Here is a 25,309-nt window from a genome sequence, read left to right as displayed (position 1 = left end):
AGATACGGCGGATTCCGGAAGGAAACCGCGGCATGAGGCCTGGGTGCGACGCGAAACTGCGGGAGAGCCGGTCAATGGACCGGCGGAAAAATCAGGAACGCGTCGACCCGGCGTAGGCAGGGATGTGAACAATCATCGTTCGATACCTCGCAACAGGGTGGACGGGAGGCAAAGGTTAGCCGCGCCCTACGGCCCTTGCAAGCACTGCATCACCACAGGTCGGCATCACGCAGGGCACGCTCCACGCGGCGACGGGCGATATCCATCAGCTTGCCGCGGGCGTAGAAGCGCCATGCCAGCCAGGTGAGCAGCTTGTCTTTCCACTTGTTGGTACCCGCGCGATACAGGGCCTGGAGACGATTCCGCAGGGGCTTTTGCAGGCTCGCCGGATCGAAGGCTCCCTTGGGCCACGTCGGCAGCGGATCCTGGCGCGCAGCGGGATCGCAGGCTTCGATCAACGGAATGACGGGAGCATAAAGCGCTCCGTCGCGCTCCCGGAGAAAACAATGCATGTCCGGATCGGTCGCCCACGCCGAAACAATCGGATTGGTGACAGGCACCAGGAAATGCTCGGACAAGAATCGTTGCGCATTGCGCCGGCCGAGCAGGAAGTCGTGCTTCCGGTACGCTTCGCTGAAAAAGCCGGAGAAGCCGCCCAGGGCACCGGCGGCGATGGCACGGCTGCCCACGCGTGGCGATCCATCGCGCGGCGAGGGTCGGGTAGGTGCGATGAGGAAGCGGCTGTACACCGTGTCATCCATCGCCAGTGCCACTTCTTCCGGCTTGAAGCGTGCCTGCTGCTTCCACGAGGTAAACAGCGCGGCCATCGACTCCACCACGTTGATCTCGTCGGCGTGCTCGGGGCCCAGGTCGTCCGGCTCGGGAAACGGATCGATCATCACCACGATGCGATTGACTTCATCGCCCCGTCGCGGGTTCCGGCCCAGCGCCCCGGCGAGCTCCACGCGCGCCAGCTCGAAAGGCTCGTTGTCCATCGCGCCACCATCCACGGCGACAAAACGATAGGTCGCGCCCTGCCCCGGCAAACGCGTGGCATCGGGAAGGATGGGCACCATCGACACACGCCCGTTCACATCCGGCACCATCACGGCGCGCTGCATGTAGTCGCTCCAGCGACGCTCGATGCCCCGGTAACACAACCCGGCGGGAAAAGCCGACGAGGCCAGCGATGCGCGCAGGATGGCCGTCCACGAGCGATCCGGGAGCTGCTTGGGATGCGCCACGTAGAGATCGTCCGGATACTCCCAGGTCCGTTCGTAGATGCCCTGCCCCGTATTCACCGCGAAGCGCAGGTAGTCCGAGTGCGCCACCATGCTGTGCGCCTGCTGCGACTTGCTCCCCGCGAACGGTACGCGGTAGGGCATGCCACGCAGGTTGGTGACGGTAAAAATGCATTTGAGCGGACTGGCAATGTAGGGGCGCGCCATGGCTGGCCCCTCGAAGGCAAGTACATGCTCCGCGATGCGGTCGATACAACGCGAATCCAGCAACGACACGATGGGCTGCGTCGGGTCGTCGAGATCCCCCGTTCCCAGCAGCCAGCTGATGTCGATACGTCGTACCCAGGTATCGTAGAAAGGGTTGGCTCCGCCACCTTGCGTATCCGATGCATGGACATGCGCAAACGCATAAGGCAGCGCCACGGCTGAAATGAGCCCGTTGACGCTACCGGCGGAGGCACCCGAGATGACACGAAGCAGCACGTCGTGCGCGGGTACCTTTTCCCCGCGCTCACGGGCCGCGTACCAGCGCTCAAGCGCCTCGTAGAGGAAGTCGAGCACGCCGGCGGCATAGGCGCCTCCGGACACCGCCCCCGCAAGAGCAAGCCCCAGTTCGAACGTTGCCGGGCGGCAAGGCGGCGACCGGTCGGGTCGGGCAAGGGGTATTTCGGTCTCGGCCATGCCGCGTTCCGCCACGAAGAGGCGCAGGGACATACCATGCGAGAACGTGACTGCCATGAAGCCCGGCGGCGTTCAGATGGTGCATCCCTCCGGCAATCCCTCGTTATTACAGGCTTTTACCCGCCTGTTCGACAGAAAGACCAGCGGCATGCCTCGTTTGCCGGTTTTAGGAAAAAACCGGGTTGCATCACGCATTTATGCCGATTACGCGCATACGTGATACGAGATGCCGCTCAGTGAGTCATCCACTGCGCCACGAACGCGAGAGCGGCCGGCAACGCCTGCACATAAAGAATGCGGCGATTCGCCGTCAGCGCTCCCCACAAGCCGGCCACGATGACGCAGCCCAGCCCATAAAAAACAAAGGCCGTGGCAAACGGTTCGCGAAGGACCAGACCCAGCACCAGTGCTACGACGAGAAAGCCGTTGTACAAGCCCTGGTTCGAAGCCAGCGCCTTGGTGTCGCGCGCGAAATCCGCGCTGATGCCGAAGACCCTGGGACCCCGTGAACGCCACAGCACCATTTCGAGCAACACGATGTAGAGGTGGATCAGGATCACCAGCACGGTGAGTACGGTGGCGGCCAGGGCCATGGAGCTTCCTTGTAGGACGGGGTCGGTGGCAAAGCATAACGGCAATGGCTATCGACGGGAGGGCGCGGAAAACACCGTCAGCATGGTGGCTCACCGGGCAGGTCCCCCTCATCAAAGGTGGCTATACCACCAGGCAGGCGGCATCATCGCGGCGTTGCCATCACATGGAATACCGCATGGAACACGCCCTGCCTCCCCTGGCCGTACCGGAAACGCCGGACCGCATCCTGCGGTTCTGGCGTGCGGCCGGCTACGAATACTGGTTTGCGAAAGACGAGAATTTTGATAGCGTCTTCCGGGATCATTTCCTGGGCGCACACCTCGCCGCGGCACGCCGCGAACTGGATCACTGGATGGATACGGCGGACGGCTGCCTCGCCCTGCTGATCCTGCTCGATCAGTTCCCGCGCAATGCCCTGCGCGGCTGCGGCCACATGTACGCCACCGATCCGCTCGCGCGCTTCGTCGCACGGCACACACTGGAACATGGCTTCGACAAGGCACACGATCACGATATGCGATCGTTCTGCTACCTGCCGTTCGAACACTCCGAAAACATGGCCGACCAGGACCTGTCGGTCGCACTGTTCACGGCGCTCGGCGAACCGTTCCTTCCCTATGCCATCGAGCATCGGAAAATCATCGAGGCATTCGGCCGCTTCCCGCACCGTAACGAGCAGCTGGGCCGCATCACCACGTCGGAAGAGCAGGCCTTCCTCGACAACGGCGGATTCTCCGGCTGACGACCGAGGGTGCTCAGTACCTGGAACCGTAAGACGCGAGTCCGGGCCAAGAACGCCCAAGACAGCGCCAAGCGTTTCCGATGGTTTCGCGGCATGCTGAAAGCCTTCCAACGAAGGATTCTCCCGACATGAGCGAAACCATCAGCTGGGCCGATTTCGAGAAAGTGCAGCTCGTCGCCGGCACCGTCGTGCGCGCGGAAGCCTTTCCCGAGGCCCGTCGCCCCGCCTACCGGATATGGGTGGACTTCGGCCCCCACGGCGAACGCAAGACCAGCGCCCAGGTCACCGGCGTGTACGCCCCGGAAGACCTCGTCGGCAGGCAGATCATCGGGGTGATCAATTTCCCCGAGAAACAGATCGGCCCCCTGTTGTCGCAGTTCCTGCTCACCGGCTTCCATACCGACGAGGGCGTGGTGATCGCCACGGTGGAGCGCCCCGTGCCGAACGGCTCGCGCCTGGCCTGATCCCGTCCGGCGAGGTCACCTTCACGAACGGCGGCTAAACCGCAACCTCCCGATGGTCAACGCATCGCCCGGGGGCCGCGTTCGCCGCCTCGTGACCCTCCATGAACGCCATGGCGGGTCCGTCGGACCATCTCCCGGCCCGGCGCCCACCACCTATCAGAGGGAACCACCATGAACCTGACGTCCCGCTTCGCCCCCCTGGGCCTCGCCCTGGCTTTTGCGCTCTCCGCAGGCGCCAGCGTCGCCCAGGACGCCACCCCCGTTCCGGGCCATCCGCGCGTCAACGAAGTGAACCAGCGCCTGGACAACCAGCAGCAGCGCATCGCCAACGGCGAGGCCAACGGCACGATGAACGGCGCCCAGGCGGCGCGCGACGAGAAGCAGGACGCCAACATCGCCCAGCGCGAAAGCCGCGATGAAGCGAAGAACGGTGGACACCTGACGAAGAAGGAACAGGGCAACCTCAACAAGTCGCTCAACCACGACAGCCGCCGTATCCATCGGCAGAAGACGAAGTGAGGTACCGATGCTGCCGTCGTTACGACGACGGCAGCATCGCCGTGACGCTGCGCGACAACTGATCGGCTGGAACGGGACTGCCCAGAAGATACCCTTGCAGGGCATTGCAACCCAGGCGGGTCAGCAGCTCCTGTTGCTCGGCGGTTTCGACGCCTTCGGCCACGATGTTCAGGCCAAGCGTCTTGCCCAGGGCGACGATGGCGGACACGATGGCTTCGTCGTCATTGCCCTGGGCCAGCTCGGTCACGAACCCCCGGTCGATCTTCAGCTCGTCGGCCGGTAGCTGCTTGAGGTAAAGCAGGCTCGAATAGCCCGTGCCGAAATCGTCGATGGATATCCCTACGCCCAGTTCGGCAACCTCGTTGAGAATCGCGAGGCTGGTTTCCGCATCGCGCATGGCCGTGGATTCGGTCACTTCCAGCACCAGGTGGCGGCCTTCCAGGCCGTGACGCGCCAGCGCACTGCGCAGCACGTCCACCAGACCGCTATGGGTAAGCTGCATGGCAGAAAGATTCACTGCCACCGTCCAGCCCTCGTGGCCTTCGTCGAGCCACGTACGCATCTGGCGGCATGCTTCGTCGATCACCCAGTTGCCGATGGGCACGATCAGGCCCGTGCGCTCGGCCACCGGAAGGAAGGTGTCCGGCGGCACCAGTCCTTCTTCGGGTTTTTTCCAGCGCAGCAAGGCTTCCACGCCGATCATCGGTCCGTTCGGCGACACCATCTTCGGCTGGTAATGCAGCACGAACTCCTTGCGATCCAGCGCACGGCGCAGGTCCTGTTGCAGCTTGAGCTGCTGATGGACGTTGGCATTCATGGCGCTTTCGAAGAAGCAGTAGCCGTTACGACCCTGTTCCTTCGCGTGGTACATCGCCGCGTCGGCGTTGACCATGAGGTCATGGATGCCCAGGCCGTTCTCGGGGAATATCGCAATACCCACGCTGGCCGATACATGCATGCTGGTGCCGTGGATGACATACGCGGCATTCAGCACATCCACCACCTGCTGCGCCCGCTCGGCGGCGTCTTCCGGCCGGTCGACATCCATCACCATCACGAACTCGTCGCCGCCCAGGCGGGCCACGGTATCTTCGTCGCGCTTGGTGCCCAGTACGCGTCGCGCGACCTCCTTCAGCAACAGGTCGCCAGCATGGTGGCCATAGACATCGTTCACCGCCTTGAAACCGTCGAGGTCCATGAACAGCACGGCGAACTGGCGTTTTTCCCGCGTCGCCTTGTGGATCGCCTGCTCGATGCGATCGCCCAGCAGCACGCGATTGGGCAACCGGGTGAGGTTGTCGTGCAGGGCCAGTTGCATCAGTTCGCTCTGCGCGCGATCCAGCGAACTGGCGAGCAGTCCGGCGCGAACATCCAGCATCGATACGACCAGCGCGATGGCGAACACGGCAAGGCTGATGACGATCACCACGAGTGCCAGCCACTTCGTGTCGATGCCGTTGAATGCGGCACCACAGTAGCTGCCCACGGGGAAGCGCGCGGCAGCCATGCCCGTGTAGTGCATGCCGACAATGGCGCAGCCCATCACCAGCGAGGCCCCCACGCGGGCGTAGAGCACGCGCTCACCGTCACCGCGCAGGCGGAAAGCGATCCAGAGCGCTGCGCCTGAAGCCAGCACCGCAATCACGACCGACACCGTAAACAGCGTGGCGTCGTAGGTCACGCCGGGCATCATGCGCATGGCGGCCATGCCTGTGTAGTGCATGGCCGCGATGCCGGCACCCATCAGCAGCGCGCCAAGGCACAGCCGCGCCCAGGGCAGTGTCTTCTGGCAGACCAGCCACAGGGCAAAGGCCGACGACACGATAGCGATCACCAGCGACCACAGGGTGAGGTCGACCTCGTATCCCAGTGCGATGGGCAGGCTGAAAGCCAGCATGCCGATGAAGTGCATCGACCAGATGCCGAAGCCCATGGCAAACGAGCCGCCCACCAGCCATAGCAACGACGTCCGCCCTGTCGTCCCCGCCACGCGCCCGGCCATGTTGAGGGCGGTATAGGAGGCCAGGATGGCCACGATCAGCGAAAACGCCACCAGCACGAGGCTGTAGCTCGCAGGAAGCGTTGAAAAAACCGGGTCGAGTGACACGTAGGGCATGAGAAGGGGCCGGTAGGGCCTTTCTCAGGCCAGAGGTGGGAATGCGGGCGACATGCGCATTATCGGCAAATCTGACAACGACTTGAACGCAAGGTACGCCGGTCAGGCCAATCCGTCGATGGATGGGACCATGGCGTCGTGGCTCGCATGACATTGCGATCTTCAGGGCGATCAGGCGACTATCGATGAATTGGCGCACCAGCCCATCCGACCTTGCCCATCCCCGATCAGGAGACCTCCCATGCCACCCAGGATCCTCGCCTTCGCCGGCAGCTCGCGCCGTGAGTCGCTCAATCGCAAACTGCTGACCGAGGCCGTGGACGGCGCCCGCGCCGCGGGTGCGGAAGTCACCGTCCTGCGCCTCGCCGACCTGGCCCTGCCCGTCTACGACGGCGACCATGAGGACGAGCATGGCTTTCCTGCCGGTGCGCTGGAGTTCAAGCGTCAGATCACCGAGCACGACGCCCTGTTGATCGCCTCCCCCGAACACAACGGCGGCTACACCGCCCAGCTGAAGAATGCCCTCGACTGGGCCAGCCGCCCCACCGAAACCGACCGCACCGGACTGGGCGCCTTCAAAGGCAAGTTCGCCGCCGTGATTTCCGCCTCGCCCGGCCTGCTCGGCGGCCTCCGCTCCCAGACGGCCCTGCAGATATCCCTGCACAAGATCGGCCTCACCGTGATCCCGGAAAACATCGCGCTGGGCTCGGCACACCAGGCCTTCGACGACGAGGGACGCATCAAAGACGAGCGCAGCCGACGCTCCACGCACGGCGTAGGCGAGGCCCTGGCCCGAGCAGCGCACACATCACAAAGCAAGGCATAACCCCCTGTAGGAGCGCGCCTTGCGCGCGACCGGTATGGCGAATGATTCCATCTTTTTCGCGACAACCGGTCGCGCGCAGGCGCGCTCCTACAAATTATTCGCACCACGCCCCCGTATCCCTGTAGGAGCGCGCCTCGCGCGCGACCGGTGGAGCGAGAATGGTGATGGGTTGCGCCATGAACGGTCGCGCGCAGGCGCGCTCCTACAACACGCCGCGATCACGTGGGGAGAGGCGGCGCAGCAGGCACCGAGCGCGAGGCCGCAAGGCGAGCCCTGCCTACGAAGCAAGGCAATAAAAAAACCCTCTCCGCATACGGAGAGGGTTTTCAATAATGGTGCCCAAGGGGGGACTCGAACCCCCACGACCGAAGCCGCTACCACCTCAAGGTAGTGCGTCTACCAATTCCGCCACCTGGGCATGTTGCTTAGATTGTCACTTCAAACCTCTCGAACACACTTCACCGAAGAGGTCCGAAACAAAACGACCCGCCTTCGCGGGTCGTCCTGCGATCCGATGGAGGTCATCGGATCTTTGTTGGTGCCCAAGGGGGGACTCGAACCCCCACGACCGAAGCCGCTACCACCTCAAGGTAGTGCGTCTACCAATTCCGCCACCTGGGCATAACTCTGAAACTCTGGTGTACCGCTATTACTTCTTGGCAGGCTCAGCGGGAGCCTTGGCGGCTTCCTGCTTTGCAGCCGGAACATCGTTGGCCGCTGCTGCCGGTGCCGTGGCAGCCGGGGTATCACCATTGGCTGCCGGTGCCTTGGGCACGTCGGACGCCGGGGTGACCGGAGCGGTGTTGGCGGGAGCTGCCGGAGTGGTGGCTCCGGACATCACGCCAAGATCTGCAGCCGGCTGGGCAGCGTTGCCCGAGTGGCTGAGATAAATGCCCATGCCGAGGCTGAGCAGGAAAAACAGACCAGCGAGGATGGCCGTCGCGCGAGTCATGAAGCTCGACGAGCCACGCGCACCGAACACCGTGGCGGATGCACCGCCACCAAAACCAGAACCTGCGTCCGCACCGGCGCCGCGCTGCATGAGAATCAGCACGATCATCGCCGCGGCGATCAGGATATAAAAAACGCTGAAGAGAATGAACATGTCTTCTCGGTCTACCGTGTCGCGCTATCGACGCGCCGCGGCGCATATATCCAGGAAATCGGAAGCCACCAAGGCAGCACCGCCGATCAGCCCACCGTCCACGTCGGGCTGGGCGAAAAGTTCAGCCGCGTTGGCCGGCTTGACGCTTCCACCGTAGAGGACCCGGGTGAGGAGCGAGATATTAGCATCCTTCTTTGCCAATTGGCTACGGATGAATGAATGAATTTTTTGCACCTTGTCCGGGGTGGCGCTGAGGCCCGTACCGATGGCCCAGACGGGTTCATAGGCCACCAGCGCCCGGCGGAAAGCCTCGATGCCGTTGTGGTCGAGCACGGCGGCGAGCTGGCGCCCGATCACCTCTTCGGCACGGCCTGATTCGTGTTCTTCCTGGGTCTCGCCCACGCAGAGGATCGGCGTGAGGCCAGCCTGGAGGGCGGCTTCGAATTTCTTCGCGAGGAGCGCGTCGGATTCATGCTGGTACTGGCGGCGCTCCGAATGGCCCACGAGCACCCAGCGCGCGCCGACGTCATGCAGCATGCCTCCCGAGATCTCGCCCGTATAGGCACCCTGCACATGATGTTCGGAGAGATTCTGCGCACCGAATCCCAGGCCACGGTCGCCGTATTTGCCGGCCAGCTCGGCCAGGTAGACATCCGGCGGGAAGACCAGCACGTCGGTGCCATCGGGAAGATTCTCGACGATCTCGCGCACGAGGGCGTCCGCCATGGCACGCGAGCCATGCATCTTCCAGTTTCCGGCGACCAGCTTCTTGCGCATGGTGAGCATCCAGGCGGTGACAAAGGGGCGGCAGGATAGCGGCCGTCTTGCGGACGGCAAAGCTGCATTGCCGCATCGGGCACGGCGCACATGACGTTCACCGAGGGTAACGCACTATCCGGTATTTGACCTGCCCCGCCCCGGCTTCGATCATCCCGCCATGCGCACCCTCAGAATTTTCCTCATCCTGCTCATCCTGGCCTTCGCGGGGGGCCTCCACGCCCAGAGCGCGGACGACACCACCACCACTGCCACCCCGGCGCAGCAGATCGACGACCTCCGCGGCCAGCTCGACCAGGTCGAGAAGTCGATGAAGGACGAGAAGATCACCGATTCGGCGATCGACGACCTGCGCAGCAACACCTCGGACATCGGCAGCAAGGCACAGAAGGTAGCCAGCTCGCTCCAGCAGGGACGCGAGTCGGCCAAGGCCCGCCTCGACCAGCTCGGCCCCGCGCCCGCCGCCGGTACCCGCGAAGCCCCGGAACTGGCTGCCTCGCGCAAGGACGCCCAGAAAGCCTTCGATGCCGTGGATGCGCAGATCAAGCAGGCCAACGGCATCGCGCTGGAAGCCCAGCAGACCAGTAACCAGCTTTCCGACCTGCGCCGCATCCGTTTCCAGGAAATGATCTCCCGGCGCACGAATTCCCTGTTATCCCGGGCCTTCTGGGCCGAACCCGCCGCCGCCTTCCCTCGCGACATGGCCAATGTCCGCGATTTCGTGGGCACGGTGCGCGACGACGTCTCCAACAGCTGGACCCAGGGCAACCGCACGGCGCTGATCAGCTGCGTGCTGGCGGGGCTGCTGCTCATGAGCGTGGTGCGCCTGTACCTGGAGCACCGCGCCCGCGAACTCACCGCGAACCGCATGCCGCCGGGTCGCCTGCGCCGCTCGGCGCTGATCCTGGGCGTGGCACTGACCTCCACGCTCACGACGGGCCTGGGCACGCAGCTGTTCTACCTGGGCCTCAACTGGAGCGACACCTTCAGCCCGGAAACGGACGAGATCGCCCATACCCTGGTCGCGCTGGTCTTCCTGGGTGCCTTCATCGCCGGCCTGGGCCGTGCCCTGCTTTCCGCCAAGCGTCCCTCCTGGCGCCTGCCCGCCATCCCGGATGAAACAGCGATGCAGCTGCGTCGCTTTCCGATGCTGTTTTCGCTGGCGACGGTGCTGTTCCAGTTCCTGCACAAGCTCAACCACACCGTCGGCAACAGCCTGTCCGCCACGGTGGCCACCAGCAGCCTCGAAGCGGTGGTGCTCACCGTGCTCACTGCCGTGGCGCTCAGTCGCCTCAGCCGCTCGCATCATCACTCGGTAGATGGCACGCCTCCCGCGCCGCGGCCGGTCTGGGCCAGCGTTTTCATTGCCGCGGCGTGGGTATCCATCGTCGCGACGTGGCTGGGCCTGCTGACCGGTTTCATCGCCTTCGCTGCCTTCATGGCCGGGCAGATGGTCTGGACGATCATCGTGGTGGCCGCCACGTATCTCGCCATGCGCCTGGTGGACGATCTCTTCGAAACCCTGCTGTCCGAGAAGGGCCCGATGAGCGCACGCGCGCAGGCCGTGTTCGGGATGGACCCGAAGCTGCTCGACCAGGCCGGCGTCGTGCTGTCGGGCGTGTCGCGCCTGGTCCTGTTCCTGTTTGCCCTGACCGTGGTGGCCACGGGCTTCGGGGCCGGCGCCTCCGACATCGTCGCCTTCAGCGGCAAGCTGCAGTCGATCGAAATCTACGGCATGAAGATGCAGCCCGATCGCATCCTCACCGCCATCGCCATCTTCTTCGTCGGCCTGCTTGCCGTGCGGGTGGTGAAGAACTGGCTGTCCAACCAGTACCTGCCGCGCACCGCCATCGATCCGGGCATGCGCAGCTCGCTCACCACCCTGCTGGGCTATGTGGGCATGGTCCTGGTCGCATCGGTCGCCCTGGTCACGATGGGCCTGTCGTTGCAGAACATCGCCTGGGTGGCCTCGGCGCTTTCGGTGGGCATCGGTTTCGGCCTGCAGGCGATCGTGCAGAACTTCATTTCCGGCCTGATCCTGCTTGCCGAGCGACCGGTAAAGGTCGGCGACTGGGTGGTGCTGGACGATGCCGAGGGCGACATCCGTCGCATTAACGTGCGCGCCACGGAAATCCAGGTGGCGGACCGTTCGACGATCATCGTGCCCAATTCGTCGTTCATCACCAAGCCCGTGCGCAACATGACCATGGCCAATCCGCAAGGGCGGGTGCTGATCAAGCTGCCGATGCCGCTGGACAGCGATCCGGTCGACGTGCGGCAGCACCTGCTCGACGCCATGCATGCGCACAAGTCAGTCACGGAAGCGCCCGCACCGTCGGTCACCCTCGACAGCATCGACCGTACGGCCATGACCTTCGCCACCACCTGCTACGTGGGCGGCCCGCGCGACGTGGGCGGCGTAAAGAGCGACCTGCTGTTCGACTTCATCGCGCGACTGCGCGGTGCCGGCATCCCGCTGCTGCGTCCGCAGGATCTCGTGCTGCGCACCGGCAGTCAGACACCCGACATCGCAGGTCCGACCGGTGCAGGCGCACCGAAGGCCTCGACCGATCCCGACAGCAACGCCTGAGAACGAACCGGAGTACCCGATGCATCCCCTGATCGCCCTCGTCCTGATGTCCTCCGCACAGCCGGCACCGGCCTGGCTGGCCGGCGACTGGGAGCCTTACAGCAATGCGTTCCAGGGCCTGCGCATGCTCAGCATCGACAAGGACACCCTGAGCTGGAAGGGCTGCCAGAACGCCCACTACGACGTGCTCGCGGTGGAAGGCGACAGTGTCACCCTGCGCCTGGCGCAGGACAGCAAGTGCACGCTGGACGACACGCCGCCCACGCGCATGGACACCGTGCGCCTCACCCTTCGCGAAAACCGCTGCGACCTGGGCGTGACCATCTACGCCTCACCCGAGGCCGCGAAAAAGAACGAGCCAGCGGCGGAAGGCCTCTACGGCAAGTCGAAGTGTTCGTCGGGCCCGGTATCTCAGGCCGCGGCCAACCTCTCCACCACCACGCGGTAGGCCTTCGCGGCCGCCTCTTCGGCGGCGTGTGCGTAATCGCGCACGCGCCAGCGGCCACCCACCATCACGTCGCGCACCAGCGGCGTATTGCCAGCAAACAGAAACGTGTCGAGTACGTCGGCCTCGCCTCGCGCGGCCAGCAGGGGCGAGCGCTCGTCGAGTACGAGCAGGTCGGCGCGCGCACCAGGAACCAGGCGCGCGATGTCAGCTGCGGAAGCACGTGCGCCGCCATCGAGCGCCCTCTGCCACAACGTGTTGCCGACACTCTCTTCCGGATGGCGCGCCGCCACGTTGCGATGCCGCGTCACCAGGCGCTGCCCGTACTCCAGCCAGCGCAGTTCTTCCACCGGCGACACGGAGATATGCGAGTCGGAACCGATGCCCAATGTGCCTCCGGCATCGATGAAATCGGCCAGCGGGAACAGTCCGTCGCCGAGGTTGGCCTCGGTGGTGGGACACAGGCCCGCCACGGCACCGCTCTTTGCAATGCGATCGGTTTCCTGACCGGTCAGATGGGTGGCATGGATCAGGGTCCAGCGTGGATCGATGTCGGCATGATCGAGCAACCACTCCACGGGTCGCGCGCCACGCACCGCGAGGCAGTCCTGCACCTCGCCGATCTGCTCGGCGATATGGATATGGATAGGCAGGTCGCGCGAAACACTCGTGGCAAGCAAGGCGCGCATGGCGTCTTCCGGCACCGCGCGCAATGAATGCAGCGCGATACCGATGCGCAGCATGTCGTGCTGCATCGGCACCAGCCGCTCCAGCAGGTTCACGTACTGCCCCACGTCATGGCGAAAGCGCTGCTGCCGCTCGGAAAGCGCGCGACCGTCGAAGCCTCCGGTCATGTAGAGCACCGGCAGCAGGGTCAGGCCAATGCCGGCTTCCTTCGCCGCCTCGATCAATGCCAGCGACATTGTCGCCGGGTCGGCATACGGTACGCCGCGAGGGCCGTGATGCAGGTAGTGGAATTCGCAGACCTGGGTATAGCCTGCCTTCACCATCTCGATATAAAGCTGGGTGGCAATAGCCTTCAGGTCATCCGGATCGATAGCCTCCGCGAAGGCATACATCGTCTCGCGCCAGGTCCAGAAGCTGTCCTCGCCCGGACCACGGCGCTCTGCCAGGCCGGCCATGGCACGCTGGAACGCATGCGAATGCAGGTTCGGCATGCCGGGCAGCACGAAGCGCCCCACCCGCTCGCCACCGTCCCCCGCCCGGACAAAGCGCCCGCCCTCCACCACAAGGCCGGCCTGTCCTGCCTGCCAGGCGGCGTCCTGCCAGAGGAAATCTGCGGAATAGGTGGCGTGTGGCATGGGAGATATCCATCATGGGGATGCGGTGAATGCTAACGCATTGTAGGAGCGCGCCTTGCGCGCGACCGGTATCGGCAAAACGATGAACTGTGAAGTACCCCGGTCGCGCGCAAGGCGCGCTCCTACAAGGGAAAGGGGAGCATAATTGGCCGCATGACCGAGAAAACCGCCGCCCAGACCCCGAAGCTCACGCTTCGACTGGCGCGTCCTTCGGACGTGCCGGCCCTCGTCGCCCTCACCGCCCGTGTCTATACGGCCGAGTGGGGTCATTCCGCCGAGATGCTGCACAGCCAGCAGACCCATTTCCCCGAAGGCCAGTTCGTCGTCGAGTACGAAGGCACCATCGTGGGATTCTGCGCCACCTTCCGCATCAACGAATCCGTGGCGCTCGCTCCGCACACGTGGATGCAGATCACCGGCGGCGGCTTCGCCTCGCGTCACGACCCCAAGGGCGACTGGCTATACGGCATGGAGGTCGTGGTCCACCCGGAATACCGGGGCATGCGCATCGGCCAGCGCCTTTATCACGCGCGCAAGCGGTTGTGCACCGATCTGAAGCTGCGCGGCATCGTCTTCGGCGGCCGCATGCCGGGACTTGCCCGTGCCGTAGCCCGTTATGGCAGCGCCGAAGCCTATGTGCAGGCCGTGGTCGATGGCACCCGTCGCGACCCCACGCTGAGTTTCCAGCTGCGCAACGGCTTCGAGGTGATCGGCCTGCTGCGCGAGTACGTGCCGTCCGACCATGAGTCGCTGGGCTATGCGGCCCATCTGATCTGGCGCAATCCGCAACTACTCAACCACCCCGACACACCCAAGGTCTCGCAGAGCCATCGCCTGCCCGATTCGGTGCGCGTGGCCTCGGTGCAGTACCAGCAGCGGCGCATTTCCTCGTTCGAGGAATTCGCCTCGCACGTGGAATACTTCGTCGATATCGCCGCCGACTACGACGCCGACTTCGTCGCCTTCCCCGAGCTGATCACCCTGCAGCTGCTTTCCATCGAAAATGCAGAGCTGTCGCCGGTGGAATCGATCCGTCGCCTCTCCGAATACACCGACGAGGTCAAGGCGCTGTTCCACCGCCTCGCCGTGCACTACAACATCAACATCATCGGCGGCTCGCACCCCACCCGGCAGCCCAACGGCGACATCCACAACGTCTGCTACGTGTGCCTGCGCGACGGCTCCATCCATGAGCGCGAGAAGCTTCACCCCACGCCCAGCGAACGCAACGTGTGGAACATCACCGGCGGCGATGCAGCGGCCACCATCCAGACCGACTGCGGCCCCATCGGCGTGATGATCTGCTACGACTCGGAGTTTCCCGAAGTGGCCCGCCATCTCACCGACCAGGGTGCGCTGATCCTGTTCGTGCCTTTCTGCACCGATGTGCGCGAGGGCTACCTGCGCGTGCGCTATTGCTCGCAGGCCCGTGCCATCGAAAACCAGTGCTACGTCGTGCTCTCGGGCAACGTCGGCAACCTGCCCGGCGTGAACAACTTCGACATCCAGTACGGCCAGAGCTGCATCCTCACGCCCAGCGATTTCCCGTTCGCGCGTGACGGCATCGCCGCCGACTCCACCCCGAACATCGAAACCGTGCTGTTTGCCGACCTGCGCCTGGAAAACCTCGCCCGCGCCCGCAATTCCGGCGCCGTGCAAAACCTGAAAGACCGTCGCTACGACCTCTACGAGGTGCGCTGGGCCCGGGCACCGGAGGGCAAATGAGCGAACAACCCATCGAAGGCACGCGTGCCTCGCGCCTTCAGCGCCTGAAAGACCTCGGCCAGCATGAATGGCTGTCGCCCACCCAGTGGCGGCGACGCATCCTGTTCTGGACAGGCGCAGTGGTCGTCGGTCTCGCTGCCGTGTTCTTCGCCAAGGCCGCCGACTACGCTTTTGAACTGTTCCATCGCGTGGCCTCGCACGGCTGGTGGGTGCCGCTGCTCATCACACCGGCAATGTTTGCCCTGCTCTCCTGGCTGACCCAGGGCGCACTCAAGGCCACGCGTGGCTCGGGCATTCCGCAGGCCATCGCCGCACTGAAGATCGAAGACGAAGGCTTCCGCTCGCGCCTGCTTTCGCTGAAGGTGGCGCTAGGCAAGATGGCGCTCACCCTTGCCGCCCTGCTCGGCGGCGCCTCGGTCGGCCGCGAGGGCCCCACCGTGCATGTCGGCGCCGGCCTGCTCTATACGATGGGGCGACGCTTCGGCTTCGCCGATCCCACCGCGGCCGGGCGCTTCATCCTCGCCGGTTCCGCCGCAGGCCTGGCCGCAGCATTCAACACACCGCTGGCCGGCGTGGTGTTCGCCATCGAGGAGATGTCCGGCGCCTTCGAGCATCGCATGAGCGGCACACTGCTTACGGCCGTGATCGTGGCCGGCGTCGTCTCACTCGGCATCGTCGGCAACTACGCCTACTTCGGCGACATCACCGCCAGCCTGCCCTTCGGCAAGGCCTGGATCGCCGTACTGCTTACCGGCATCGTCGGCGGTCTGGCCGGCGGCTTGTTCGCCAGGCTCATCGTGCCATCCGCCAACGGCCTGCGCGGCATCGTCGGTCGCCTGCGCGCCCGCCAGCCCGTCGTGTTCGCAGCCGCCTGCGGCCTTGCGCTGGTGCTGCTCAGCCTGCTGAGCGCAAACGGCCTGTATGGCACGGGCTATGCGCAGGCACGCGACATCCTGCAAGGCCACGGCGACACCGGCCCCATCTTCGGCGTGCTCAAGTTCCTCGGCAACATCGCCTCGTCGTGGGCGGGTATTCCGGGCGGCATCTTCTCTCCCGCACTCGCCGTGGGTGCGGGCCTGGGAGACAACATCGCCAACCTGCTTCCCGGCGCCGACACGTCCGCCGTCGTGCTGCTCGGCATGGCGGCGTATCTTTCCGGCGTGACGCAGGCACCGCTGACCGCCGCCGTCATCTCGCTCGAACTCACTGCCAACAGGCAGATGGCGCTGCCGATCATGGCAGCCTGCCTGCTGGCGCGTGCCGTGTCCGCGCTCGTGTGCCGCGTACCGGTGTACAAGGCGCTGGCCGAGAACCTGATCGCGCAGTACGAAGAAGAACGCCTGCGTCGCGAAACCCCGGCAAACGAAGGAGAGAACGCATGACCGACATCCGCTGGGACCACCTCCTGCTCGATGTCGGCCTCGCCACGCTCACCGACAACGGCCAGCCCTACGGTGCCATCGAACAGGGTGCCATCGGCTGGAAGGACGGACGCATCGTCTTCGCCGGCCCTCGTGAGGAATTACCGGGCGAACCTGGAACACTGTCGCATCGCGTCGAATCCCTCCCCGGTCACTGGGTCACGCCAGGACTCGTCGATTGCCACACCCATCTCGTCTTCGGCGGCGATCGCGCACAGGAATTCGAACTGCGCCTGGAAGGCGCCAGCTACGAAGAAATCGCCCGCAAAGGCGGCGGCATCGTCTCCAGCGTGCGCGCTACCCGCGCCGCCGACGAGGATGAACTGCTCGCGCAATCGCTGCCGCGCGCCCGCGCCCTGCTCGCCGACGGCGTGACGACGCTGGAAATCAAATCCGGCTACGGCCTGGAGCCCGACGCGGAACGGCGCATGCTGCGCGTCGCGCGTCGTATCGGCCAGGAACTGGGCATCGATGTGCGCACCAGCTTCCTCGGCATGCACGCCCTGCCGCCGGAATACGCCAACCGCCGCGACGACTACGTCGCACTGGTCTGCGACACCATGCTGCCCGCCCTCGCGGAAGAAGGCCTCGTGGACGCGGTCGACGCCTTCTGCGAAGGCATCGGCTTTACCCTGGCGGAGACCGAACGACTCTTCGCCAAGGCGACCGCGCTGGGCCTTCCCGTGAAGCTGCACGCGGAACAGCTCTCCGACCTCGGCGGCAGCGGACTCGTGGCCCGTTACAAGGGTCTTTCCGCCGACCATCTGGAATGGACCAACGAAGACGACGTGCGCGCCATGGCCGACGCCGGCACCGTCGCCGTGCTGCTGCCGGGCGCGTACTACGCGCTACGCGACACGCGTCCACCACCCATCGATGCCTTCCGTCGCCATGGTGTCGCGATGGCGGTCGCCACCGACCTCAATCCCGGCACATCGCCGCTGCTCTCGCTGCGCCTGGCGATGAGCATGGCCTGCACGCTGTTCCGTCTTACGCCCGAAGAAGCCCTGCGCGGCGCCACGCAACACGCGGCCCGCGCCCTCGGCCTCGACGACCGCGGCACGCTCGCCGTCGGACAGCGTGCGGACGTTGCCGTTTGGGACGTTCGTCACTTGCCGGAACTTTGCTATTGGATCGGTGGCGGACTGCTACGGCAGAGCTGGGTGCATGGGGAGCGCTTGCCTTAACGATAGATGGCAGGTAGGCAATGCCACCCACCGTCGTTCCTGCGAACGTGGATAGACCGGAGACATGGCTGACAGGTGTGCCAGGACATGGTTTACACCTCGAACGACCTGCGGCCTCTTCCTTGCCGCCATATTCGCCCTGCTCGACCTGACGACGCGGGCCTGGATCGATCCTCGGGAGAACCTTGCCTTGGCGATCCTTAAAATCACTCATGCGATGCGCCGTCCAGAAACACTTCGCGCACGCGACTCTCGATCTTCTTCCAGTCCAGAAGATATGCCCTCATATACGTGATGTCGACCGCCAGGCTCAGCGAGGGAATGGCTATCTGATGGTGACAGATGCCACGTGATTCCCCCGGCGGAAGATCTTCCAGGCGGCCGTCTTTGAGCGAGGCGCCCTTGATTTCCCGGCTATCGCATCGAATGAGAGTCGTGATGCGTCCCTCACCGTCGCGCGCCAGGAACCAATCGTCTCCGGCGGCGATCGCGTGTTCCCGATCGACGGGTCTCCCCTCCTCGCCGAGGTAACGGGCAATCGCCGGTATATCGGCGTAATAGGGAGTCAAACCGTACGTGTCCTCACCTTGCAAGCGCAGTGCGATATGCGTGATCGGACTGTCGTGATCGTTCGGAGAAGGCTGGATGTACCGGCCCGGTATCGACTCGATGGAAACCTTGTCGACGAAGGTAGGCTGAAAACGAACGCTTTCGTCCATATAGGCCGTGCTGTACGCGGCATCGTACTTCGCCCCGGGCGCGAAAGGCTGCAAGGTCGGCCATCGAAGCGTGAGGCTGACGCTTCCCTGGAAATCGGGCCCCGTCTGATGGGTGTACAGGTTCATCGGAAAGCCGAACACATGCGGCCCTAGCGTGGCCTCGACCCGTTTATCGCTGTATCCCTCGAAGTGATAGCCCGGGTCCGGTCGCCCCGTTATGCGACGTAGCTCCCGCTCCTGCTCGATCGTCAAGCCGTCTTTCTTCGCCTGCTCGGCGAGTTGAGCTTCGCTCATCTACCACGATGGCGCCGGTGGTGAACAGGCGATCGTGGCACTGGCGACGAGCGCCAGCACCACGACCCTCAGGATTTGACTTGGCATGGCATGGTCTCCAGGCGGCCGACGCTTGCGCCGGGTGCTCAACCCAAGCGAGGACCACCCATGGACGCCCCTTGTTGGGCCTGGGCTTGCTGCTGTGCCTGCGCCTCGACCTGTGCCTGCTGCGCCTGGAACTGCCCCATAGAGCCGGCCTGCTGCTGCGCGTGAGCCTCCGCCATCTGAACGGTCTGACCGACGGTCGGTGGAGGCGTCGACAGATCGACCTGGGCGCGATCCCCGGGACGGGTGCCGTGGATCTGCAATGTCTTGTCGTCCTGGATCGACAGGCCGGCTACCTCGCCTGCACGGATGTCCGCCTGTTTCGCGGCGAGTGTCACCTGCGCCACTCGATCCTCCGACGTCCCTTCAGGCAATCGTTTCTTGAGGTCGTCATAAAGCCCCGGTTCGATGGAGCGACCGCTCGCGAGCTGCGTCTCGGCCGATGCGGGCTTGCCTGCGTCGGAGATCGTGAACGGACTCGGGGCGATCGAGCGATGAGGATCTTCGGGATGGATTTTTTCCGACGCCGCCTGCCGTTCGAGGCGAACGGCGCGCGCGTCGTTCAATTCGTCGATTTTCTTAGGGTCGTCGACGCGGAACGATGGGCTCCTGAAGCCGAACTCCGCGACGTCCGAATCGGCGGAAACACTCCAGCTCTTGTCTCGCCGATTGAACTCGTAATGCATGATGCCTTGATCGATGTGATCGACATCCGTATAGCGCCCGCTCTTCGTGGCCGTGACGGCGGCCGCCGTCAGGGACGCGTAGTAGACACCTGGATTAGGAATCTGCTCCCGATAGTCATGCGCGGTATTTCGCGTCGTGCTCGCCATCCGGTCGGCGCCATAGTGGCTGTTGTCGAGCATCGAATGCCAGACTTTCTCCATCTCGCCATCGCCACCCTTCTTTCGTGCCGCGTCGAGCAGGATGTTCGGCGTCCAGGCATCGGCACCGATATGCCGGCTCTGAAACGTCGCACGGTGGCACTCCTGGATGTCGCTGGCGGGAAGATTGAGCGCCTTGTCCGGATGCCCGGCGTTGAACTGCGCGACCCTTCGACTGAAATCGTCACGGACCAGGTCTCGTCCAAACCCTTCCCACGCGCGTTCGTCAAGTTTCACACCGTTGTGCGATTGCGCATATGCCTGGGCATAGGCGTTGGCGACCGCACCCGGCATGTTGTCGTTACGGACGACACCCAGGGCAAGAAGACCGTAACCATCGTTGCCAGGATGCTGGGCGAGGTAATTCCAATAACGCTCACGGTTACCGTCCTTGGCGTAGGACCCGAGTATCGTCATGTCCTTTTCGTTCAAGCCGCTCATCCCTTGCCTCCTTCGTGACGAGATCCTTCATGGAATATTCGGATTACCCGGTCCTGGATTTTCTTCCAGTCTTCCAGGTAGGCCCGCAGATAGGTGGTCGTGATCCAGAGCCCATATTCAGGCATCACGAACACGTGCTTGCACATGCCCCTGTCGACGCCCACGGGTAGCGACTCCACGTGATGCCCCACCAGGGCGGCGCCCTTCAACTCCCGCGGACTGCATTGGATGAAGGTCGTCACGTGCCCGGCGGCATCCTTGGCTACGTACCAGTCCTTGCCGAGGCTGTTCAGGTCGCTTTCCTCAACCGGCGCGCCCCTATGTTCGAGATAGGCGCGGAGCGCAGCACGATCGATGTAATACGGCGTGAGACCGAAGCGAGGCTCTCCTTCCTTTCGGGTGCGCAAGTGAAGCGAAGGATCCGCGGCGTCGTCCCAGGCATTGGGCTGGATCGACTTGTCGAGCATGTCTTGCGGCGTACGCCCCTCGACAACCAGCGGCTGAATCGCGACGGCATCGTCGAGATAGGCCTCGTTCCATGCCGGATCGGCAATCGCCCCTGGCGGATAGGCCTTCAGGTCGGGCCACCTCAACATGAGTGACACCGAGCCCTGGAAGTCAGGGCCCTGCTGTCGCGCATACATATTTCTGGGAAAGGCGAACACCCTGGATCCCAACGTCGCCTCGACAGGCTTGTCGTCGTATGCATCGGATGCATGACTGCCCGAATGCGCGGGCGCATCGTCATGCATGGCGACGCTCGGCCCGCTGTTCGCCACAGGCTGGCCGGCATACGTCGTGGCGCTGGCGGCAAGCGCCAGCGCGGCAGTCGCGCCCACGGTCTTCAGGGTCTTGCTTGGCATGGCATGGTCTCCAGGCGACGGCATCGTCGGGACGGGCGGTAATCGGCGCGAGGCGAGAAGCGGGTCCTTGTCGTAGCGTAGCGTGTCGCAACGCAGCGCGAACTCGATACCGCGCTGGAGTGCGACCAGGGTCTCGCTTCCCTGGGTGGCGATGTGACCTGCCAGGGCGGGCCAGCGGCGATGATCGAAGCGGGTGCCTTCGCCGGCAGGGAACACGAACAGGTCGTCGGGGTCCGAGGCGCCACCGGACGCGACACCGCCGGCGAACACGCGAAGATCGAAGGCACCCAGCGCGCGCTGGCCTCCCGCCTCACCGTAATGGCGAACCCACTCCCTGCCGCCGCTCGTACGTTGCAGCACGCGGACGCCCCGCATCTTCGCCTCGTACAGCGAGCGCTCGTAGGACGGCAGCGAACCGATCGTGTCGGGTCCGTCGAGCACGCACAGCGCCGTGGCTGGCGCCTGACGTGCCGCCAAGGCGACAAGGGCGCGTTCGAGGATGTAAGACACCAGCCACGTACCGCCATGATCGCGGTCGTCCGGCCAGCCCACGTAAAGGCTTCCTGCCCCCGACGCCCAGGCGGTGAGGTCGATGTCGCTGGCGGAGATCGCTTCCCGTGCCCGCAGGTCGGCGAGGAACCGCAGCGGCTCGGCCGCTCGCGACATCAGGACATCGAGATCGCGACTTGGCATCGCCAGCAGTCGCTCGATGCGATCCCTTGTGACAACGCCGATAAAGGGCTTGTCGGCCAGACGTTTCATCTGTGCCTTGCGCAGGCCGCCGGCCTGGGCGCATAAAGTCCAGATGTCGCCCAGCGTGGCCGCCGACGGTATCAGGCCCTTCTCCAACGCATCCTCGCGATCGTCCAGCACGAAAAGCGCGAGGGCGAGGAACGCCCTCACGACATCGTGCGGAATCGGTCGGTGCCCCTGGTGGTCGGTGTAGATATGACGTGCCATGGCCTGCAAGGCCAGCGAGCGCTCCGGTTCATGCCGGGGAAGATCATCGAGGGGATTCCAGCGTGCCGCCACGTCGCCGTGACCGAAAGGAGCGAAGGCCCGGACTTGGCCCAGCGAAGCCCGGTAACCCGAAGTCTCGCGCCACACCCTCCCTCCACGATCGACCACCAGCGCAGGCCCCTCCCAGGCCAGGAGATTGGGCAGCACAAATGCGTCGTGCCACCGTTCATCTTGTGGCGCCACGACGAGGAGGTGACCCGATGCCGTCAGACGCTTGTCGCGGCGACGGCCCCACAAGGGACGCCCCGGCCCGACCGTCGTGTAACCCGCTTTATCGATCCAGGCGCCAGGCGCGAAGCGCATCGGGGCCGCCTTGCGCTTTGTGGGTTTCATTCGCCGTGCGAATCCCTGGAGCGCCTTGGCGATCACGCCCCAGGCGACCAAGGCGCTGCCGAATCCGAGCAAGCCGGCCACCCGCACCTTGCCGACGAACGGCGCCAGCTCAGGCATGCCCAGCGCGCGGACATACGGCCCGTAACTGTTCCATGGCGGCACACCCTCGACCGGCAAGCCCAGCAGATAGAGGTTGAACACCCCCGCCAGCCACCAGCCCAAGAACAAGGCGAGCAAACTCGCCAGCCACACCACCCAATGATTCAGTCCTTTCATCGTTCCACGCTGTGTCCTTGATCCATGCATGAGCCGGTACGAGCCGACAGCCAAACATCGCCAGTAACCCCGTGAGCGTCAAGCCGCGACGCCGAACGATACCTGGAGGCACCCACCTACCAGATACGCACTCGTGCCGAGGGTTCCAGGTACAACGCCTGTCCAGGGGTCACGCCATAGGCGCCATACCAGGGATCGAGATTCCGCACCGTCCACACGCGCTGTATCGCCGGGGCATGCCCATTGGTCAGCAAGCGACGCCGGAGGTCCGCGTCGCGATAACTCAGGCGCCATAGTTGTGCCCAACCGAGGAAGAAGCGCTGGTCCGGCGTGAAGCCGTCGATCATCTTCGCCGTCTTGCTTTCGGGCGATGCCTTGTAGGCATCATAGGCGACGGTCAAGCCGGCGAGATCGGCGATGTTCTCGCCGAGCGTGAGCTGGCCGTCGATATGCATGCCGGGCAGTGGCTCGTATGCCGAGAATTGCTTCGCGAGCGCATCGGTACTGGCATGAAAAGCATCAAGGTCGGCTTGCGTCCACCACGTGGCCAGCCGCCCCTTCTCGTCGTACTTCGCACCCTGGTCGTCGAACTGATGGCTCATCTCATGGCCGATCACGGCACCGATGCCGCCGTAGTTGATCGCCGCATCGGCATGGGGATCAAAGAACGGCGGTTGCAGGATCGCCGCCGGAAACGTGATGCCGATCGTCGGATAGTTGGCGAACGCATCCACCGTCATGGGCGTGGCCGACCATTCCCAGCGGTAGAGCGACTTGCCGATGCGTTCCATGTCCCAGTCGTGCCGCCAGCGACGCGCACGTATCGCATTGCCCAGCAGGTCGTCGGCACGCATGGTCAGCCCCGTGTAGTCGTGCCAGCGATCGGGATAGCCGATGCGTGGCGTGAACGCGGCCAGCTTGGCATGGGCCCGGGCCTTCGTGGCGGCCGACATCCAGCTCACCGCATCAAGACGCCTGTCCATCGCGGCGATGATGTTTTTCACCATCGCCAGGGCCGCCGCCTTCGTCTCCGGCGTGAACCATCGGGCGACATAGATACGGCTTACATCGTCAGGCACGGCGTCCACGACGAAATCCGCAGCGCGCGCCTTGCGCGGCTCGCGGGCTTCGCTACCATCGAGCACCCTGCCGTAGAACGCAAAATCCGCATCGCCCACGCTATCGGGAAGAAAGGGCGCGAAGGCATGCAGGCTCTGCGCACGCAGGGCATCCTTCAACACATCCATGGGTGTCTTCGCGATGATGACGGCAATCGCCGCAATGGCGTCGGGCTGCATCGCCACCACGGCATCCCCGGCGGGTTCGTGTCCGACGAACCATGCCTTGATGCCGAGGCCGGAGGTCTGTCTTGCCAGCGCATCAAGCGTGGTCCGGTTGTAGGTCTTCGTGGCATCGCGATTCTGCAAGGGTGTCCAGCTGACCTTGGCGATCTCCGTCTCGAACGCCAGCACGGCACGGGCGCGTCGGGCGGCATCGTGCTGCCCCGTTGCTTGCAATGCATGCGTCAGCCACACCACATATGCGTTGCGTACCTCGGGCATGGGCGCATCGGCGGACAGGTAATAGCTGCGATCGGGCATGCCCAGACCGGACTGCGACACGATCGGAATATAGGTGTCCGGATGCGCATCGTCAGGCCCCACCTCGATCCGGATGGGCACGGTGATACCCAGTGCCGCCGCATCCGGCAAAAGCGCACGATAAGCTGCCCTGTCACCCATCGTGTCGATGCGATCCAGCCAGGGCCGCAAAGGCGAAAGCCCGAGCGCCTCCACACGCTTTTCATCGAGATAGCTGGTGTAAGCAGCTCCGATGCGGCTGGAAGGGTCTTTCGCCGCTTCGGTCAAGATGTCGCCGACGCGCTCGGTATTGATGTCGGCCAGTCGGGCGAACTGGCCATAGTTGGCCTTGGATGCCGGTATCGATGTGCTTCGGGTCCAGCCGCCGCTGGCGTAGACATAAAAATCGTTGCCCGGACGCACAGACCGATCCATGCCGGTCGTATCGAATCCAAAGTCGCCGATCACTGGCCGCATTGCGACGGACTGCGCCTGAACGCCGTACGCCATCCCCGACATCAACACACCTACCCATAGGCATCCAGAACGGATCATTCCTGCATCTCCCCAATGCATGAATCGCCGATTCTGCTCGCCTGCAGGACCCGACGCCACCTCACCCCGCTTTCTGTAGGAGCGCGCCTGCGCGCGACCATTTGAAACGGTGCGCTCCGTAGCAAAACCAAGCTGCCTACCGAAGGGGTGGGAGCCGCTCGCATCGGCGATGCGTGTGCTCCGTAGAAACGCCGGCCTTTGTGGGTTTCCGCTCCGTAGCAAGGGCTCGCCTATCGGCCTCGCGCTCGGCGCCTGTGGCGTGGCCCTTGTCGCTCCGGCCTGCGGTGTCCCTCGGGAAAGGAGGAGCCGCTGCGCGGCTCAGTGTCTTATGGCTTACGCCCCTTCGGGCCCGGGGAGCGGGCGGGGTTTCCTGACTCGACATCCGGCGATCTCAACCGGTCGGTGCAACAGTTTGATGAAGTACTTCAGCCGGACACTGGAAGCCCAGTGTCTGCCGAGGTCGCTGGTTTAGTTCTTTGGCCACGGCATTGAGCTGGGCCTGGGT

Annotated in this window: 20 protein-coding genes, 2 tRNA genes and 1 pseudogene; 10 read left to right on the top strand and 13 right to left on the bottom strand. The window is 64.5% G+C overall.

All coding sequences use genetic code 11. The annotated features are described in order from the left end of the window. Positions 1–209: 209 nt before the first annotated feature. Positions 210–1,922 (bottom strand): patatin-like phospholipase family protein, encoded by a 1,713-nt coding sequence (locus HBF25_RS11810; RefSeq protein WP_166948646.1) that lies wholly within the window; start codon positions 1,920–1,922, stop codon positions 210–212. A 55-nt stretch (positions 1,923–1,977) separates the two neighbouring features. Here HBF25_RS11810 and HBF25_RS11805 point away from each other — a divergent pair, with 55 nt between their 5' ends. Next, positions 1,978–2,142, top strand: a complete 165-nt coding sequence (locus tag HBF25_RS11805) for a hypothetical protein (protein WP_166948645.1) — start codon at positions 1,978–1,980, stop codon at positions 2,140–2,142. Between the two features lie 13 nt (positions 2,143–2,155). Here the strand turns inward: HBF25_RS11805 and HBF25_RS11800 are convergent, their stop codons facing one another. Beyond that, a complete protein-coding gene (locus HBF25_RS11800) occupies positions 2,156–2,515 on the bottom strand; it encodes a DUF1304 domain-containing protein (RefSeq protein ID WP_166948643.1) in 360 nt (119 codons plus the stop codon). Positions 2,516–2,691: 176 nt separating this feature from the next. Between HBF25_RS11800 and HBF25_RS11795 the strand changes: the two genes are divergently transcribed. The 3 genes from HBF25_RS11795 to HBF25_RS11785 all read left to right on the top strand — a co-directional run bounded on the left by HBF25_RS11795 (position 2,692) and on the right by HBF25_RS11785 (position 4,241). Beyond that, positions 2,692–3,258, top strand: coding sequence for a DUF924 family protein (locus tag HBF25_RS11795; protein WP_166948642.1), 567 nt, complete (start codon positions 2,692–2,694; stop codon positions 3,256–3,258). A 128-nt stretch (positions 3,259–3,386) separates the two neighbouring features. Next, on the top strand, positions 3,387–3,722 hold the full coding sequence (locus HBF25_RS11790) for a tRNA-binding protein (protein WP_166948641.1): 336 nt from the start codon (positions 3,387–3,389) through the stop codon (positions 3,720–3,722). A 171-nt stretch (positions 3,723–3,893) separates the two neighbouring features. Further along, complete coding sequence (locus HBF25_RS11785) at positions 3,894–4,241, top strand: hypothetical protein (protein ID WP_166948639.1); 348 nt, start codon at positions 3,894–3,896, stop codon at positions 4,239–4,241. Positions 4,242–4,260: 19 nt separating this feature from the next. Here HBF25_RS11785 and HBF25_RS11780 read toward each other — a convergent pair whose 3' ends face one another. After that, positions 4,261–6,357: a putative bifunctional diguanylate cyclase/phosphodiesterase gene (locus HBF25_RS11780; RefSeq protein WP_166948638.1), complete on the bottom strand. Its 2,097-nt coding sequence runs from the start codon at positions 6,355–6,357 to the stop codon at positions 4,261–4,263. A 241-nt stretch (positions 6,358–6,598) separates the two neighbouring features. On the opposite strand from HBF25_RS11780, the gene HBF25_RS11775 reads away from it, so the two are divergent. Next, on the top strand, positions 6,599–7,183 hold the full coding sequence (locus tag HBF25_RS11775) for an NADPH-dependent FMN reductase (protein WP_166948636.1): 585 nt from the start codon (positions 6,599–6,601) through the stop codon (positions 7,181–7,183). Between the two features lie 333 nt (positions 7,184–7,516). Here HBF25_RS11775 and HBF25_RS11770 read toward each other — a convergent pair. The 4 genes from HBF25_RS11770 to tpiA all read right to left on the bottom strand — a co-directional run bounded on the left by HBF25_RS11770 (position 7,517) and on the right by tpiA (position 9,065). Next, positions 7,517–7,601 (bottom strand) — tRNA-Leu (locus tag HBF25_RS11770). Positions 7,602–7,719: 118 nt separating this feature from the next. Continuing rightward, a tRNA-Leu gene (locus tag HBF25_RS11765) sits at positions 7,720–7,804 on the bottom strand. A 28-nt stretch (positions 7,805–7,832) separates the two neighbouring features. Then, a complete protein-coding gene (secG, locus tag HBF25_RS11760; protein WP_166948635.1) occupies positions 7,833–8,288 on the bottom strand; it encodes a preprotein translocase subunit SecG in 456 nt (151 codons plus the stop codon). 24 nt (positions 8,289–8,312) lie between these two features. Next, a complete protein-coding gene (gene tpiA / locus HBF25_RS11755; RefSeq protein WP_166948633.1) occupies positions 8,313–9,065 on the bottom strand; it encodes a triose-phosphate isomerase in 753 nt (250 codons plus the stop codon). Positions 9,066–9,225: 160 nt separating this feature from the next. On the opposite strand from tpiA, the gene HBF25_RS11750 reads away from it, so the two are divergent. Next, positions 9,226–11,655: a DUF3772 domain-containing protein gene (locus HBF25_RS11750; RefSeq protein WP_166948632.1), complete on the top strand. Its 2,430-nt coding sequence runs from the start codon at positions 9,226–9,228 to the stop codon at positions 11,653–11,655. A gap of 19 nt (positions 11,656–11,674) precedes the next feature. Then, positions 11,675–12,103 carry a hypothetical protein gene (locus tag HBF25_RS11745; protein ID WP_166948630.1) on the top strand — a complete coding sequence of 143 codons (429 nt, stop codon included), beginning with the start codon at positions 11,675–11,677 and terminating at the stop codon, positions 12,101–12,103. Here HBF25_RS11745 and HBF25_RS11740 read toward each other — a convergent pair. Beyond that, on the bottom strand, positions 12,067–13,422 hold the full coding sequence (locus HBF25_RS11740; RefSeq protein WP_166948629.1) for a formimidoylglutamate deiminase: 1,356 nt from the start codon (positions 13,420–13,422) through the stop codon (positions 12,067–12,069). The two genes, HBF25_RS11745 and HBF25_RS11740, sit on opposite strands and share 37 nt — an antisense overlap. Positions 13,423–13,575: 153 nt before the next feature. Between HBF25_RS11740 and HBF25_RS11735 the strand changes: the two genes are divergently transcribed. Genes HBF25_RS11735 through hutI form a run of 3 tightly spaced genes read left to right on the top strand, consistent with a single transcriptional unit; the run spans position 13,576 to position 17,755 of the window. Further along, positions 13,576–15,147, top strand: coding sequence for a bifunctional GNAT family N-acetyltransferase/carbon-nitrogen hydrolase family protein (locus HBF25_RS11735; RefSeq protein ID WP_166948627.1), 1,572 nt, complete (start codon positions 13,576–13,578; stop codon positions 15,145–15,147). Then, the gene (locus tag HBF25_RS11730; RefSeq protein ID WP_166948626.1) at positions 15,144–16,529 is read left to right on the top strand and encodes a chloride channel protein; all 1,386 of its coding nucleotides are present in this window, start codon (positions 15,144–15,146) and stop codon (positions 16,527–16,529) included. Before HBF25_RS11735 ends, HBF25_RS11730 begins: the two co-directional genes overlap by 4 nt. Continuing rightward, a complete protein-coding gene (gene hutI, locus HBF25_RS11725; protein WP_166948625.1) occupies positions 16,526–17,755 on the top strand; it encodes an imidazolonepropionase in 1,230 nt (409 codons plus the stop codon). Before HBF25_RS11730 ends, hutI begins: the two co-directional genes overlap by 4 nt. A 206-nt stretch (positions 17,756–17,961) precedes the next feature. On the opposite strand, the gene HBF25_RS11720 is transcribed toward hutI, so the two are convergent. From HBF25_RS11720 to HBF25_RS22680, 5 genes and pseudogenes are all read right to left on the bottom strand, one after another. Beyond that, positions 17,962–18,768, bottom strand: a complete 807-nt coding sequence (locus HBF25_RS11720; RefSeq protein WP_166948623.1) for a hypothetical protein — start codon at positions 18,766–18,768, stop codon at positions 17,962–17,964. 125 nt (positions 18,769–18,893) lie between these two features. After that, positions 18,894–20,177 (bottom strand): hypothetical protein, encoded by a 1,284-nt coding sequence (locus HBF25_RS11715; protein WP_166948621.1) that lies wholly within the window; start codon positions 20,175–20,177, stop codon positions 18,894–18,896. Further along, the gene (locus HBF25_RS11710) at positions 20,174–22,669 is read right to left on the bottom strand and encodes a type IV secretory system conjugative DNA transfer family protein (RefSeq protein WP_166948619.1); all 2,496 of its coding nucleotides are present in this window, start codon (positions 22,667–22,669) and stop codon (positions 20,174–20,176) included. Before HBF25_RS11710 ends, HBF25_RS11715 begins: the two co-directional genes overlap by 4 nt. Positions 22,670–22,785: 116 nt before the next feature. Continuing rightward, on the bottom strand, positions 22,786–24,672 hold the full coding sequence (locus HBF25_RS11705) for a M13 family metallopeptidase (RefSeq protein ID WP_208392551.1): 1,887 nt from the start codon (positions 24,670–24,672) through the stop codon (positions 22,786–22,788). Between the two features lie 523 nt (positions 24,673–25,195). Next, positions 25,196–25,309: pseudogene (locus HBF25_RS22680) on the bottom strand (IS30 family transposase); the annotation flags it as partial.

This window comes from Luteibacter anthropi (assembly GCF_011759365.1).
GTDB lineage: Bacteria > Pseudomonadota > Gammaproteobacteria > Xanthomonadales > Rhodanobacteraceae > Luteibacter > Luteibacter anthropi.
This window is presented reverse-complemented; position numbering and strand designations above follow the sequence as displayed.

Coding starts and splice junctions, on each gene's coding strand:
- HBF25_RS11810 (WP_166948646.1), bottom strand. CDS start 1,922: ATGGCCGAGACCGAAATACCCCTTGCCCGACCCGACCGGTCGCCGCCT.
- HBF25_RS11805 (WP_166948645.1), top strand. CDS start 1,978: ATGAAGCCCGGCGGCGTTCAGATGGTGCATCCCTCCGGCAATCCCTCG.
- HBF25_RS11800 (WP_166948643.1), bottom strand. CDS start 2,515: ATGGCCCTGGCCGCCACCGTACTCACCGTGCTGGTGATCCTGATCCAC.
- HBF25_RS11795 (WP_166948642.1), top strand. CDS start 2,692: ATGGAACACGCCCTGCCTCCCCTGGCCGTACCGGAAACGCCGGACCGC.
- HBF25_RS11790 (WP_166948641.1), top strand. CDS start 3,387: ATGAGCGAAACCATCAGCTGGGCCGATTTCGAGAAAGTGCAGCTCGTC.
- HBF25_RS11785 (WP_166948639.1), top strand. CDS start 3,894: ATGAACCTGACGTCCCGCTTCGCCCCCCTGGGCCTCGCCCTGGCTTTT.
- HBF25_RS11780 (WP_166948638.1), bottom strand. CDS start 6,357: ATGCCCTACGTGTCACTCGACCCGGTTTTTTCAACGCTTCCTGCGAGC.
- HBF25_RS11775 (WP_166948636.1), top strand. CDS start 6,599: ATGCCACCCAGGATCCTCGCCTTCGCCGGCAGCTCGCGCCGTGAGTCG.
- secG (WP_166948635.1), bottom strand. CDS start 8,288: ATGTTCATTCTCTTCAGCGTTTTTTATATCCTGATCGCCGCGGCGATG.
- tpiA (WP_166948633.1), bottom strand. CDS start 9,065: ATGCGCAAGAAGCTGGTCGCCGGAAACTGGAAGATGCATGGCTCGCGT.
- HBF25_RS11750 (WP_166948632.1), top strand. CDS start 9,226: ATGCGCACCCTCAGAATTTTCCTCATCCTGCTCATCCTGGCCTTCGCG.
- HBF25_RS11745 (WP_166948630.1), top strand. CDS start 11,675: ATGCATCCCCTGATCGCCCTCGTCCTGATGTCCTCCGCACAGCCGGCA.
- HBF25_RS11740 (WP_166948629.1), bottom strand. CDS start 13,422: ATGCCACACGCCACCTATTCCGCAGATTTCCTCTGGCAGGACGCCGCC.
- HBF25_RS11735 (WP_166948627.1), top strand. CDS start 13,576: ATGACCGAGAAAACCGCCGCCCAGACCCCGAAGCTCACGCTTCGACTG.
- HBF25_RS11730 (WP_166948626.1), top strand. CDS start 15,144: ATGAGCGAACAACCCATCGAAGGCACGCGTGCCTCGCGCCTTCAGCGC.
- hutI (WP_166948625.1), top strand. CDS start 16,526: ATGACCGACATCCGCTGGGACCACCTCCTGCTCGATGTCGGCCTCGCC.
- HBF25_RS11720 (WP_166948623.1), bottom strand. CDS start 18,768: ATGAGCGAAGCTCAACTCGCCGAGCAGGCGAAGAAAGACGGCTTGACG.
- HBF25_RS11715 (WP_166948621.1), bottom strand. CDS start 20,177: ATGAGCGGCTTGAACGAAAAGGACATGACGATACTCGGGTCCTACGCC.
- HBF25_RS11710 (WP_166948619.1), bottom strand. CDS start 22,669: ATGAAAGGACTGAATCATTGGGTGGTGTGGCTGGCGAGTTTGCTCGCC.